Raw genomic sequence first — 14760 nt, 5'->3', positions numbered from 1 at the left:
TTCTATTCAGATTATCCAAACTTTTTGCTTAGCCCCCAACTTTTGCGCTTGATCCCTTTTTTTGTGAACAAAAGTATACACGTCTTACTCAGTTCCTGTGTTTTTTGTATGTTTGTTACATCAAGCAATTAATCAATTATTACATTTTAAATTAAAATATGGATTTCGAAGACTTTATCATTTCACCAAGAAATTTCAAAGCAGAAAGCTGGCAGATAGGAAATCGGATTACAAAAGATATCAGGGAAGACAGTATTGTTCTTTTATTTGTGTCAGATTATAGAGGGGCAGGCGGAGATGCGGAAGTACAGGACTTCACGGCAGTAAGAAAAGAATTTTATAAGCTTTCGCAGATGGACTTCGAAATTCCTGTTGTAGACCTCGGAGATCTGGTGTCCGGGAAATCTGTTCAGGATACCCATTATATCTTACAGGAAGTACTGTCAGCATGTCATTATAAAAGAGCCATTCCAGTAATTATTGGCGGATCCAATGATTTTGCTTTTTCATTATTTTCAGCATTGAATTTCCATAAGAAAAGCCTCAATTATACCCAGATCAGTAATATTATCTCTCTTCAGCAAGGAGAAACGATCAATGAGCATACTTTTTTAAGTAAAATTTTCGGAGCCAAGAATTTTTCTATTAAAAACTATCATCATCTGGGTTACCAGAAACATTTGAATGAAATGGATTCTGTAAGACTCATCAAAGAAGTAGAGTTTGATATTATCCGATTGGCTGAAATGATGAATTCCACAGAAAAAACAGAGCCTTTCTTCAGAAAAGCAGATCTGGTGACTGTAAATTGTGATGCTATTGAAAGCTTTAGCGAACCTTTTTCAATGAATCCACAGGTAAATGGTTTGAACAGAAGAGAAATCTGTGCCTATATGAAGGAAATCGGATTGAGTGAAAACCTTAAATCTGTAGGGATTTTTAATTATAATATTTATTCTGATAACCAGCTGAATCATCAGCTTTTAGCACAGATGCTTTGGTACCTGATCGAAGGAATCAATATCCAGCATTCCCATCCTAAAGAAAGGCATTATGAGATGTTTTATGTTTTGATAGATGACAGACAATATGCATTCAGGCGTGATACTTTCAGTAATTTGTGGTATTTTGGCGATGATGAAAATATAGAAAACTGTATTCCCTGCTCCAGAAAGGATTTTGATGAAGCTAAAAAAGGCTGGCTGAATGCAAGACTGACGAAAATTTAATATATGACACATGTTCCCTCAAGAGTATCTATTATTGTTCCCGTTTATAATGTCGAAAATTATTTGACAAAATGCCTTGACTCCCTGGTGAATCAGAGCCTTCAAAATATTGAAGTTCTTGTTGTGAACGATGGAAGCAAGGATAACTCTGAACAAATAATTAAAGAATTTGCACAAAAATATCCGGAAAAAATAAAAGCTTTTACCAAAGAAAACGGAGGCTTGAGTGATGCCCGAAACTTTGGTATTGATAAATCTACAGGTGATTATATTGGTTTTGTAGACAGTGATGACTATGTTACTGAGACCATGTTTGAGGAAATGCTTCTCTTAGCAGAAAAACATCAGACAAAAATGGTGATCTGCAATATCCAGAAAGTGGATGAGAACGGAAAGATTATCCAAAAACTGACACAGCTGCCTGATATGCCTGAGAAAATACCCCTTGAAAACAATTTCTCAGTTTTTTCTGATATCAGCTACTTTGCATGCAATAAGTTGTTCAAAAAAGAACTTTTTAATCAAAAAAGATTTAAAAAAGGAGTTCATTTTGAAGATATTCAGCTTGTTCCGCAGCTTTTGCTGGAATGTGAAACCATTGCGCAGACTCAGAATTTCCACTATCAGTACCTCGAACGTACTGATTCTATTACAAAATCCCACACAGAAAAAGGGCTTGATATATTAAAAGCAGTGTGTGATGTGGAACAAATATTTAGTAAATCCCCCTATTCCCATAAAAAAGAAGAGTTGAAAAATTTTCAGATTTTTGAAGGGGTTTACTCATTTTTGGCCTATCTGGCCTTTGTGAAAAAAGAAGAAATATTTTATAGTATGTCGGATCAATTAGTTCTTTTTATGAAGGAAAGACAAATAAAAATTCAAGATATATTGAAGTATAGTCGTTTTGGTAAGAATTATCTTTTATCTTTGCCTTTGAAGAAAAAGATTTTTTATCTGTTGTTTTTTGCAGGACAGAAAAGGTTGATAAGAAAATTGATTTAGTAAACACAAATGTAAGTACTATTGTTTCGGTCAATAGAAGATGATAATGAAGTTAAGTCTGCATTGTGATTTTTTATTTAGGAGATACATACAAGTGCTGAATAAAAAAAGAATGAAAAATTTTGAATTGTTCTTAAGCGGATCGGGAATACCTATTTTCTACATAAAAATAGGACTAGGTTTCGTGTTCTCGTTTTTAATTACATTTTTCTCTATTCCTACCATCGTCAAGATTTCACGAAGAAAGAATCTGATGGATGAGCCTGGAATAAGAAGCTCGCACCTTAGAGAAATTCCCAATCTTGGTGGAATTGCCATCTTTTATTCAATAGGAATCTGTGCCTCTATTTTTGCCTATGAATTATTTGATCTTTACAAATTTTTATTTGCCTCATTAATTATCCTTCTCTATGTAGGCGTAATGGATGATATTGTAGTAATGAGGGCTTACAAAAAACTCGTTGCACAAATTGTTGTGTCTTCCCTGATTGTTATTGGTTCTGATATCAGAATCAGAAGCTTATTCGGAATCTTTGGAGTATACGAGCTGGAGTACTTTGTAAGTGTGATATTCAGTATCGTAACGTTTATTATTCTGATTAATGCGTTCAATCTGATTGACGGGATAGATGGGCTGGCAGGCGGTTATTCTGTGATCTGCAGCGCTCTGTTTGGAATAAGCTATTACCGTTTGGGAGAGTATAACTATCCGCTGGTGATATTATCTGTTGTTATTATCGGAACTGTACTGGCATTTTTGTATTATAATTTATCAAACTACCGTACCCGCAAAATATTTATGGGAGATACAGGCTCTATGCTCCTTGGCTTTTTATTAGCTTTTACATCTATTTGTTTTATAGATATTTTTATAGATAAAAAACTGATAGATGTACCTAGATATCACCTTCAGTCTGCTCCTGTAGTAGCAGTAGCCATTCTGATTCTTCCGATTGTAGATACTTTAAATGTAATTATGATCAGGCTTTATAATAAAAAATCTCCATTTGATGCCGATAAAAACCATATTCATCATAAATTGCTGAAATTAAACCTTACCCATAGGAGATCTACTTTTTATATTATCCTTTACTATCTGATGATTGTAGGAGTAGCTTATTATTTAAGACATATTAACGTCAATCTTTTATTATTGGTGATTATTTCAATAGGTTTTTTGGGGGCTTATTTGCCAGATTTGCTATATCGGTTAAGAAATAACAAAAATTAACAATTAAATATTACTTTTGTAAATAATATTATATATATGATGAAAAATTTTAAATATTTATTTTTAATATTCCCTTTTTTACTCACCTCGTGTATTACCACAAAAGATGTAAGGTATTTGCAGCCAAGTGAGAGTCTCGTAATTAATGAGGAAGGTCTGATTCCCTACAACATTCCTGTATACAGGATTACCAAAAATGATATCCTTAATCTTAACATTGTAACAACTCCCAAAGGAGATGCTGCACAATTCTATTCATCTTACAACACTTCCGGTGGGGTAAGTGAAGGAAACACCAGCAATCCTGCAGTAACAACAGGAGGGGCTGTTACCAGTTCTACAGGTAACCGTGGAGGAAACAGGACTTTTTATTTCAACGGTTTAAAAGTTGATGCTAATGGTGATATTAATGTTTTCGGAATAGGATATATAAAAGCTGAAGGAAGAACACTTGCTGATATTACTAAAGAAATACAGGAGAAAGTAAATGGAAATTTCCTGGAAGGGAAATCTGAAGTAAGACTGAACACAGACGGTATTACGTACTATATTCTTGGAGACGTGGAAACTACAGGTATTTCAGGAGAAAAGGTAGCCCATAAAAATACACTTACCATTACTGAAGCATTAGCTATTAATGGTGGATTAAACCGAACTATTGACAGAAAAGAAATCGTGATCCACAGAAAGCTTCCTGAAGGGATTAAAATTGCAAAAATAGATCTTACCCGTGAAGATATTATGAACTCACCTTTTTATTATGTTCAGAATGGTGATGAAATCTATCTGAATACAAGAGCAAAAAGTTTGAATGGATTCGGAAAAGATCCTATTCAGACTTTAACAACAGGAGTTTCAGTAATTACTACAGCATTGTCTATTTATTTACTTCTTAAAAATCTTTAGTCATGATTCCAGAAAGAGTAACCGCTGCAGAGAAAAATAATTCTCAGAAAGAAAAGTATGGGTCATTTGCATTATTTGATTTAGAGCACTTTTTAAGAAGGATTCTTAAGAACTGGTACTGGTTTGTATTCATGTTTTTTATCGGCTATGCGCTTGCATGGGGACACACTCATTACTATGCACAAAATATTTATGCATCAGACTTGTCATTAAGTACTTCCAGTAAAGGGTCTGAGTTTTTACCAACACAGGCTAATCAATCTATCAACTTCATTTGGGGAGATACCGGAAATCAGGATGGGCTTTATCTGAAAAAAATGCTTTTATCCAGATCACATAACGAATTTTTGGTAAAAGAACTGGACCTTTTTGTCAATTATTCTACCAAAGGACTGATAAAATCTACTTACCTGGATAAAGATGATTCACCTGTCTTTCTTCAGATTGATAAAAAACATCTTCAACAGATTAATTATCCTATTACTCTGATACCCAAAGGAGATGGAGCATATCAGGTGATTTTACCCGAGGAAGGAGAATCTACAAACTTATATAATTATGAAGTTGAAGGTTTCCAGAGTATCAGCGCATATAGCAGACCTGCTGATAAAATCATTAAAATCAATGAATGGTACAATTCTCCTAACCTGAGATTCAGACTGGTTAGAAATCCTGTTCCTTCTAAGATAAAGTTGGATAATATCATTGTAAACTTGAACTCCATAAATGAGAGTGTGAATGAAATTGTTTCTACTACAGGTGTAGACTTTGATAAAGAAATAAGATCTATCATGATTATTACCAAAACAGGATATAATCTTAATAGTACAGTTAATTTCCTTAATAAATCTGTTGCAGAATTACAAAAAAAGAGATTGGCTGATAAAAATATAGTTAATAAGAACACAGACATTTTTTTAAAAGAAAATCTGGATAATATCCGTAAAAAGCTTGATTCAAGTGCTAATGTGCTGAATTATTTAAAAACCTCGGAAAAACTTTATAATATTAAAGACAGAGATGAAAAATCTCTTGAAAAAATAAAAGAACTGGAGGCTAAAAAAGCAGATATCATAAGCAAAATCAACTCACTTAACAATATAAAAAATACCCTGCAGTCTCAGAATTTTGATAAAATGATTGGAACCAATGCTGCAGGTTTTGAAGATGGAGTATTCTCAGCAACGGTTTCTGAACTGAAAGCTTTATATACTAAAAAAGCAGAAATGGCTACTATTTACAAGCCGTCATCAGAGCCAATGAGAGAAATAAACAGGCTTATTGATGAAGCAAGGATGGGATCATCAAACAGTTTAAGAGGATACTATAGCAGATATTATGATGAGATCAGTAAAATTGATCGTGATATTTCAGGAGCCAACTCAGATTTAGCTTCTTACCCTGAAAAAGAAAGGAGATATTTAGATGCAGAGAGAGGATATAATATGATTGAGGCCACTTATAATAGTCTTTTGGGAAGACAGAGTGATACAAAGATGAGAATGGCTACCAATCAATCTGATATTACAGTGATTGACCCTGCTAAAAATCTGGGACAAAGACCTATCGGGCCGAATGTGAAGTTAGCGAAAATGGCTATTATCTCTGGATTACTGCTGCTTCCATTACTCTTTATCTTTGTAGGTGAAGTATTAGACAGTAAAATCAGAAATATTAAAGAACTTTTAGGTGCTACGAAAATTCCACTTCTTGGAGTAATAGGAAATAACAGCAATGAAAATATGCTTACTGTTCTGGAGCAGCCAAAGTCATCTGTATCGGAGGCCTTCAGGGGAATAAGAGCCAGTATGAGATTCTTAATGGATAATGAAAGTGAGAAAGGAAAAGTTATTTTGATTACATCTTCCATTGGAGGAGAAGGAAAAACTTATATTTCTATCAATTTGGCATCTGTAATAGGATTAAGTGATAAAAAAACAATTTTATTAGGAATGGATCTTAGAAAGCCAAAAATATTTGGAGACTTTAAGATTGATAATAAATATGGTATATCAAATTATCTTACAGGGGAAGTAGGTATTGACCAGATTATTAACAAAACTAAGATCTCTAATCTTGATGTTGCTACTTCGGGGCCTATTCCGCCAAATCCATCTGAACTTTTAATGAGCCAGAGAAATATCAGATTTATAGAGGAGCTTAAAGAAAAATATGATTTCATTATTATAGATTCTCCACCTGTAGGCCTTGTAGCCGACTCATATGAGCTCATGAAGCATTCTGATGCTAATATTTATGTTGTACGACATGAATATACAGAAAAATATATGCTAAAAATGATTACTGAAAAGTATCATAATGACGAAGTTAATAATCTGGGACTTGTTTATAATGATTATAATACCAAACAAGGATATGGCTACGGCTACGGTTATGGTTACGGATATGGTTATGGTTACGGATATTTTGATGAAGATAAAAATTATAAAGAGCCATTACTAATAAGGATCAGAAATAAAGTACAGGTATTATTCAATAAAAAATAAAGCATTAAACCCTCATTTAATGGGGGTTTTTCATATGTAAGGTATTTTCATTCTATGGAAAAAAGAATATTTTTGCCACTTTGCCGTTTACTTTATAACAAATTATGTTTTTTTGTTTATTTTTAACTAAACATTAAGATTATCATTAATATAAAAATGTTTTATATTTGCAAAAATTAAATTTTAAAATAACCATAAATCCATATTCTTTTATGAATAAAAAATTATTGTTTAGCTTCCTTGCCTTCCTTGGAGTGGTAAGTGTTAAAGCACAAAGAAACGAATTGGGAGTTCGTCTAGGTATGAGTAACCTAGTGGGAGATGTAGGAAGGACAAATTATATTTTACAGAAGCCGTTGGATTTAAGCAGAGTGTCAGATTGGGGCATCCCATTTTATGGTGGTTTATTATACAGATTTAATTTTAACCCGCATCAGACCGTTAGATTGGATTTAGGATATAACCAGATTCAGTTTAGTGATAAGGCGGCAAAAGAAGATTATAGAAGAAATAGAAACTCATACGGAAAAAATAATGTGTATGAGGCGAGTTTAATGTTTGAATATAACTTTTTCCCAGTAAATAACGAGCAGATCAGCATGCTTAGCCCTTACATCTTCGGAGGTATTGGTGCTTTGATGTTTGATGCTCCTAAAGCAACTCTTGTGAATGATTTCAGAAGGGATGCTGACGGTGTGGCGCAGGCTCCGGTCAATGAATTGGATTTTACAACCACCACAGATTATTCATTAGGAAAAAAAGTAACAATGCATATCCCTTTTGGGGTTGGTTTGAAGTATAAATTCAACCATACCTGGGCTATATTTGCAGAAGCTACTTTCAGATATACATTAACGGATCAGCTGGATCATAGTAAGATCCTTTCCAAAGATGTAAAAACTTCTTTCAATGCTGATATTTTGGACCCTGCAACAGGTGGTTCATTATTACAGTCAGGAAATTATTATGCGGTTTCTAAAGAAAGAGAAGCAGAGTTTATTAAAAAGAGAAATATTGGAGATGGAAGATCCAACGACTGGATAAATACTTTCAGTTTAGGACTTACGTATTCGTTCGGAAGACCTCCATGTTATTGTGAATAATATGTCGTTGATTAAAGAAAAAATAAATTCTGAGAATTTACCAAAACACGTAGCCATCATTATGGATGGCAATGGAAGATGGGCAAAATCTCGTGGCGAAGAAAGAACTTTCGGTCACAAAAATGCCATTAATGCAGTAAGAAATGCCATTAATGCATGTAATGAGATTAATATCCCCTATTTAACATTGTATACATTCTCTTCGGAAAACTGGAATCGTCCAAGTGAAGAAGTGAATACCCTTATGAATCTGTTGGTAGAGACCTTGCTGCTGGAAGCAGAAGAAATCTTCAGCAAAGGATTGAGAATGCATGTTATAGGGAATCTTGAGAAACTGCCTGTATTAGTAAAAGAGCAGTTGGAACGTGTGGTAGAGCTTACAAAAGAAAACACAAAAGGAAACCTTGTATTGGCTATTAGCTATGGCTCACAAAATGAAATACTTGAAGCCGTAAAAAATATAAGTTCTGATGTAAAAGAAGGAAAAGTAGAGATAGAAAACATAAACGAAAGTTTATTCGAAAACTATCTTTATACAAAAGATTTTCCTCCTGTAGATTTACTGATCAGAACCAGCGGCGAAATAAGGATAAGCAACTTCCTGCTTTGGCAGATTGCTTATGCAGAATTACAGTTTTTAAATGTTCTGTGGCCGGATTTCACCAAAGATATTTTTTTCCAATGTATTGTTGATTATCAAAACAAGGAAAGAAGATATGGTTTAACCGGTGAACAGGTAAATGGCCAATAAAATTTTAAGAAAAGAAAGACTCGATAAAATGAAGTTTAGACTATTACCCATCATTATGTTTGCTGCTTCTGCACATTTTTATGGACAAGTAACTCCACAAGACAGCACAAAAGTAAATAATGCTGTACACGCAGAAAATGAGGCAGGAACTTATACACTTAAAGACATCGTTGTAGATGGGGTAAAAAAATATACACCAGCTCAGATCTTGAGATTTACCGGCCTTACAAAAGGAGAAAGTGTAGACATTCCCGGACAGAAAATCAGTAATGCTGTAAAAAAACTTTGGGATACCCAATCTTTTTCTGAAGTGGAAGTTTATGTTCAAAGCATTGAAGGACAGACGATCGTTCTGAAATTTTACCTGCAGGATCTGAAAGAACTTGGAGAAGTTAAATTTTCAGGAAAAGGAATCGGTAAATCTAAAAGTGAAAAACTGGCAAAGGATAACAACCTTAAACCAGGAACTAAGATTACTCAGAACTTAGTTTCAAGCCTTAAAACCAATGTCCCTAAAGACTACATCAAAAAAGGTTTTGCTGATGCTAAGATAACGATTCAGGATAAAGTAAATGCAGGAGATCCTGCGTTAGTAGACTGGACCATCAATGTCGATAAGGGTAAAAGAATTAAAATCGACCATATTGAATTTGAAGGAAATGAAAATGTAACCGACAGAAAACTTAGAAATAAAGCTTTCAAAGAAACTAAACAAAAACGTTTCGGTATCGGTGGAATATTGAAGTCCTCAAAATTCATTGAAGATAAATATCAGGAAGATAAGCAGAGTCTTATCAGTTATTACAACTCCCTTGGATACAGAGACGCTAAAATTGTTTCAGATTCTGTATGGAGAAACAAAAGAAATAACTACGAAATCAATGTAAAACTTAATGAAGGTAAAAAATATTATATCGGGGATGTTACGTTCACGGGGAATACAGTTTACTCTACAGAATATTTACAAAGATTATTAGGATATAAGAAAGGTGATATTTATGATGCTGTAGGTTTCAACAAAAAAGTTGGTGAAGACGGAGGAAAAGAAGATGATTCAGATATCAAATCTGTTTACATGAACAATGGATATCTTTTCTCTAATGTAACACCTGTTGAAAAATCAGTGTCTGGTGATGCCGTAAACCTTGAAGTAAGAATTAATGAAGGAGAACAGGCTACCTGGAATAAAGTAACATGGCAGGGAAATACAACAACCCATGACCACGTAATTCTTAGAGCACTAAGAACAAAACCGGGAGAGCTATTCAAGAAAACAGAAATTAAGAGAACCTATTTCGATTTGGCAGGGATGTCATTCTTTGACCCTCAGCAAATCGGACAGGATATTCAGCCAAATCAGGTGGATAATACCGTAGATATCAACTGGAAACTTGTAGAAAAAGGATCTTCTCAGGTTCAGCTACAGGCAGGTTACGGTGGGAACAGCTTTATCGGGACTTTAGGATTAACATTTAATAACTTTTCGTTAAAGAATTTCCTTAAGTTTAAAGATTTCAAACCGGTACCTCAGGGAGACGGACAAACGTTTTCTATTCAGGTGCAGGCAGGACAGTATTTCCAGAATTACGGAGTATCATTCTCAGAACCTTGGCTATTTGGTACAAGACCAACAGCCCTTTCTGTAAGTTTGAATAACTCAAGAGTAAGATATACAGATCAGTACGGAGCCGCTCAGAAGTTGAATATCTTCTCCGCTTCAGTAGGATTAAACAGACTCTTAAACTGGCCTGATGATTATTTCTCACTTTACACTGGTTTACAGTTCCAGAAGTATGACTTCAATAACTATCCGTTTCAGTTTGGAGATACCACAGAAAATAATGGGACTGCCAATAACTTCAGTATCAACCTGGGACTGAGCAGAAACTCAGCAGGTATTGACCCTATTTTCCCAACAATGGGATCCAATATTGAACTTTCAGCAAAACTGACTCCTCCATACTCATTGTTTAAGAAGAAAGATTACTCCACAATGTCACCAATTGACAAATATAAGTGGATGGAATTCTATAAGATTAAATTCAAAGCAGATGTTTACAATGAGATCATAGGAAAACTTGTCTTGAGATCTTCTGCAGAAATGGGATTCATGGATGGATATAACAACCAGTTGGGTGCTCCGCCATTTGAAAGATTCTATATGGGAGGTACAGGTCTTTTCGGAGGTCGATATGACGGTAGAGAATTGATTCCTTTAAGAGGATATGAAAATGCCAGTACAGAAGGAGGTCAGGCTGATGATATTACTCAAAGAGGAGGAGGTACAATCTATAACAGATTTACTTTAGAACTAAGATACCCGATCTCAATGAGCCAGACGGCAAAAATCTACGCTTTGACATTCGCTGAAGGTGGTAACGTATGGAATTCATGGAGTTCTTACAGTCCATTCCAGTTGAAAAGATCAGTCGGAATTGGTGTAAGAGTTTATATGGGAGCATTTGGATTGATCGGATTCGACTTTGCACTAGGTCTTGATAAGACAATTTCAGGTGATAAGTCCGGATGGAGAAACCACTTCTTGATGAACCAAACATTATAATTACAAAGATGAAGCACTTTAAAATAATTTTCACATTCGCATTACTCTTACTTTTCGGCTTGAACAATGCCCAGAAAATCGGAGTAGTGGATACTAATGAAATTTTAAATAAATTACCTCAGTACAAAGAAGCTGAAGCAAGATTAAATTCTCAGATCGATACCTGGGAATCTGAACTTCAAAGCCTTCAATCTGAATATGAAAGAAAAAAGGCTGCTTTTGAAAGTGAAAAAGTTTTATTAATAGGCGACCAGCTTAAGCTTAGAGAAAAAGAAGTTGCCGATCTTGATAAAAATATCAAAACAACAACAAGTTTGCGCTTTGGAGCTAACGGTGAAATTACAAAACTGAGAACAAACCTGGTTCAGCCTTTTCAGGATCAGATTTGGGGTGCCATCAAAACAATGTCCGAAAAAAATGGCTTGGGCATAGTTCTTGATAAAAGCAATAACATTAGTGTTATTTTCCTTCAGTCAAAATATGATTACACCGAAAAAGTATTGTCTATTTTATTAAAAGGAACAGACAAGAAGGAAAAAACAAATAGTAAAGGCAAAAAATAATAAGGGAATTAACTTTTGCTATATTTTAAAATCTAAAAACAAATTAAATTATTTATTTACCAGTTATGAAAAAATTAAGTGTATTATTTGCAGCAGTAATGATGGTTGTATCTGTAGGTATGGCAAAAGCTCAAAAAATTGCTACTTTAGATGTAATGGGAGTTCTTAACGCAATGCCGGAGAAAAAGAAAGCAGATGCTGATCTTAAAACATTCTTAGATACTAAACAAGCTGAGATTAAGAAAAAAGCGGACGCAGCTCAAACTAAATATCAGCAATACCAAACTGAAGCTCCTAAGAAAACAGCTGATGAAAACAACGCTAGAGAAGCAGAAATGAAAAAATTAGCTGAAGAAATCCAGCAAATGCAGGAAAAAGCTCAAAAAGATCTACAGGCTAAGCAAGATGTAGCTTTCGGTCCTATTGAGAAAAAGCTAAATGAAGCAGTAGAAAAAGTTGCTAAAGCTAGCGGATATGATTATATTATGGATGCAAACTCAACAGCATTCCTTTATAAAGCAGGACCAGACGCAACAGCAGCTGTGAAGAAAGAATTAGGAATTCAATAATTTCAGCAAATTAACAAAGATTTATAAAACTAACCACCTCTTTTAGAGGTGGTTTTTTTATTTTTGCGGAATGGAAAAAGAAGTATCAACTACCGTCAAAGTTAGGTTTAGTGATTGTGATCCGATCGGACACTTGAATAATGTAAAATATCTTGAGTATATGTTCAATGCCAGAGAAGATCATGTAGAAACGTTTTATGGGTTTACCTATGAAGAATATACCAAGCAAACCGGCTGTACCTGGATTGCCATTCAAAATGAAATAGCCTATTTGAAAGAAGTAAGATATAATACACAGGTAGTGATCAGCAGTAAAACCATCGATGTACAGGATAGAACGGCAAAAGTCGAAATTTTAATGAAAAGTCTGGATGAGAAAACGGTTCATGCCGTACTTTGGGTGACTATTATTTATTTTAATGTCAAAACAAGAAAATCTGAAGTTCATCCCGAAGATATCAAAGAGATCTTTGATAAATTTTATGTGGATCTTATCCAAAAAGACTTTCAGTCAAGAGTGAAGTTCCTAAGATCTCAGAATGCCAAAAACTCTTAATTCCATCTTATGGAAGGGTCCAATTTAAAAATTAATAATAAACAAATGAAAAAAATAGCAGTAATAGGTAGCAACGGACAATTAGGAAACTGCATAAAAAAGATTGCCCCTGATTTTGAACATCTATATGAATTCTTATTTACAGATTCATCTATTTTAGATGTTACCAATCAAGAACAGGTGAATGATTTCTTTTATGATAACAAACCTGATTATTGCATTAACGCCTCTGCATACACCGCAGTTGATATGGCAGAAAAGGAAAAGGAAAAAGCCTTTGCTGTTAATGCAGATGGAGTAGCTCACCTCGCTCAGGCATGCGCGGATTTTAAATCTGTTCTGATCCATATTTCTACAGATTACGTTTTTGATGGTACGACAAATCTTCCCTACTCTGAAGACGATTTTACCAATCCCATAGGTGTATATGGAGCATCAAAAAGAGAAGGAGAGGAGCTTGCTCTGGAAATCAATCCAAAAACAATCATCCTGAGAACTTCATGGCTGTATTCTGAGTTTAATAAGAACTTTGTGAAAACAATGTTGACGCTTTTCTCTCAGAAAGAAGAGTTGGGAATCGTTGCGGACCAGTTTGGACAACCAACCAATGCAAACGATTTAGCAGAAGCTATTATGAAGATTATCGAAGCACCACAGAAAACATATGGCATTTTCCATTTCTCAAACTATCCGGAGACAAACTGGTTTGAGTTTGCCCAAAAAATCGCCGAATTTTCAAAATCACCAATAAAATTAAATCCATTAACTACTGAACAGTACCCAACTCCTGCCAAAAGACCTGTAAGGAGTACCATGTCTTTGGATAAAATAGAGTACGTTTACAAAATAGAACCCAAACATTGGGAAAACAGTCTTGAAGAATGTGTTGATATTCTTTCACACTAATACTATTATATATGAAGAATATTGCAATACTCTTTTCCGTATTATGTATCCAGCTGTGGAATGCACAGAATGTTTATATGACCAGAGTTGAAAAAACAAATGACAACTCAGATAAGTTCTTCTTCAGGAAAGAAGCTTCTGTTGCAGATGCTATCTATTTAGGAGAGGTAGAAGTACAGGGTTTTTCAAAAGATGATGCACTCGTATTTTCCTTGATATATAAAAAAGCAAAAGAGATTGGTGCCAATACATTTGAATTAAAACCTTTCGAAAATGTTGATGGAACCCCTCAGGCATTTAATGCTGCCAATTATAAAATCGCCTTATATTATACACCCAAAGAAAAGTTGAATGCTAAACAGGGTGAGATGTATATATTTGCCTCCTCTGAAAAAGAACAGAAAATAAGCATCAACCGTAAAGATTACACTGTCGCTCCAAGATCTTTTTTAAAATTAAAAGTTATTCCAGGAGAAGTTTATACAATTTCAACCAGAAAACTATTGGGTTCTACAGTAAAAATTCAGCCAAAAGCTGATGATGACAATGTTTACTTCCAGATTTCATCTTTAAAAGTGAAACCGGATAACTCTGGGGTAGGAGGCTTAAACCTTAAATCAGGAGATATTATCGGTCTGGAAAAGTCCTATGCAGAATTTTTGAGCGTTATCTATACAGAAAGCAAACTATAAAAACGAGATATAATAAGCATATTGCTGATTTTGCTTTATCTAAATTCTGATTTGAGAATTTTTGTTTAAAATTTTTCTCCCTGCGTTCCAGAGCTTTAGGGTTAAATATTAATAAACGGTAAAATTTATGTTAAATAAAGTTGTTTTGCGTTGTAAGAAGTTATTATCTTTGCCCCACT

Annotated in this window: 13 protein-coding genes; all 13 read left to right on the top strand. The window is 34.3% G+C overall.

The features are described 5' to 3' along the window. The first annotated feature begins 158 nt into the window (after nucleotides 1-158). Complete coding sequence (locus ACODR7_RS20905; RefSeq protein WP_488842143.1) at nucleotides 159-1229, top strand: formimidoylglutamase; 1071 nt, start codon at nucleotides 159-161, stop codon at nucleotides 1227-1229. Nucleotides 1230-1232: 3 nt separating this feature from the next. Then, nucleotides 1233-2234, top strand: a complete 1002-nt coding sequence (locus ACODR7_RS20900; RefSeq protein WP_488842141.1) for a glycosyltransferase family 2 protein — start codon at nucleotides 1233-1235, stop codon at nucleotides 2232-2234. A gap of 112 nt (nucleotides 2235-2346) precedes the next feature. Further along, the gene (locus tag ACODR7_RS20895; protein WP_488842140.1) at nucleotides 2347-3465 is read left to right on the top strand and encodes a glycosyltransferase family 4 protein; all 1119 of its coding nucleotides are present in this window, start codon (nucleotides 2347-2349) and stop codon (nucleotides 3463-3465) included. A gap of 36 nt (nucleotides 3466-3501) precedes the next feature. Beyond that, entirely contained in the window at nucleotides 3502-4371 is an 870-nt protein-coding gene (locus ACODR7_RS20890; protein ID WP_488842138.1) for a polysaccharide biosynthesis/export family protein, read from the top strand. Nucleotides 4372-4373: 2 nt separating this feature from the next. Continuing rightward, the gene (locus ACODR7_RS20885; RefSeq protein WP_488842136.1) at nucleotides 4374-6878 is read left to right on the top strand and encodes an exopolysaccharide transport family protein; all 2505 of its coding nucleotides are present in this window, start codon (nucleotides 4374-4376) and stop codon (nucleotides 6876-6878) included. A 212-nt stretch (nucleotides 6879-7090) separates the two neighbouring features. Then, a complete protein-coding gene (locus tag ACODR7_RS20880) occupies nucleotides 7091-7981 on the top strand; it encodes a DUF6089 family protein (RefSeq protein WP_076595512.1) in 891 nt (296 codons plus the stop codon). A 1-nt stretch (nucleotide 7982) separates the two neighbouring features. Continuing rightward, nucleotides 7983-8732, top strand: a complete 750-nt coding sequence (uppS, locus tag ACODR7_RS20875) for an undecaprenyl pyrophosphate synthase (protein ID WP_076595513.1) — start codon at nucleotides 7983-7985, stop codon at nucleotides 8730-8732. A 28-nt stretch (nucleotides 8733-8760) separates the two neighbouring features. Then, nucleotides 8761-11295 carry an outer membrane protein assembly factor BamA gene (bamA, locus tag ACODR7_RS20870; RefSeq protein ID WP_488842133.1) on the top strand — a complete coding sequence of 845 codons (2535 nt, stop codon included), beginning with the start codon at nucleotides 8761-8763 and terminating at the stop codon, nucleotides 11293-11295. Between the two features lie 8 nt (nucleotides 11296-11303). Continuing rightward, nucleotides 11304-11858, top strand: a complete 555-nt coding sequence (locus ACODR7_RS20865; protein ID WP_076595529.1) for an OmpH/Skp family outer membrane protein — start codon at nucleotides 11304-11306, stop codon at nucleotides 11856-11858. Between the two features lie 65 nt (nucleotides 11859-11923). Beyond that, the gene (locus ACODR7_RS20860) at nucleotides 11924-12427 is read left to right on the top strand and encodes an OmpH/Skp family outer membrane protein (protein WP_076595514.1); all 504 of its coding nucleotides are present in this window, start codon (nucleotides 11924-11926) and stop codon (nucleotides 12425-12427) included. 70 nt (nucleotides 12428-12497) lie between these two features. Further along, on the top strand, nucleotides 12498-12983 hold the full coding sequence (locus ACODR7_RS20855; RefSeq protein ID WP_488842131.1) for an acyl-CoA thioesterase: 486 nt from the start codon (nucleotides 12498-12500) through the stop codon (nucleotides 12981-12983). A gap of 9 nt (nucleotides 12984-12992) precedes the next feature. Beyond that, complete coding sequence (rfbD, locus tag ACODR7_RS20850; RefSeq protein ID WP_488842129.1) at nucleotides 12993-13889, top strand: dTDP-4-dehydrorhamnose reductase; 897 nt, start codon at nucleotides 12993-12995, stop codon at nucleotides 13887-13889. Nucleotides 13890-13900: 11 nt separating this feature from the next. Continuing rightward, nucleotides 13901-14581, top strand: coding sequence for a hypothetical protein (locus tag ACODR7_RS20845; RefSeq protein ID WP_488842127.1), 681 nt, complete (start codon nucleotides 13901-13903; stop codon nucleotides 14579-14581). Nucleotides 14582-14760: the final 179 nt, after the last annotated feature.

The sequence above is a fragment of the Chryseobacterium sp. FG46 genome, assembly GCF_057809135.1.
Note: the sequence above shows the minus strand (reverse complement) of the source record. Positions and strands in the feature narration are given on the sequence as shown.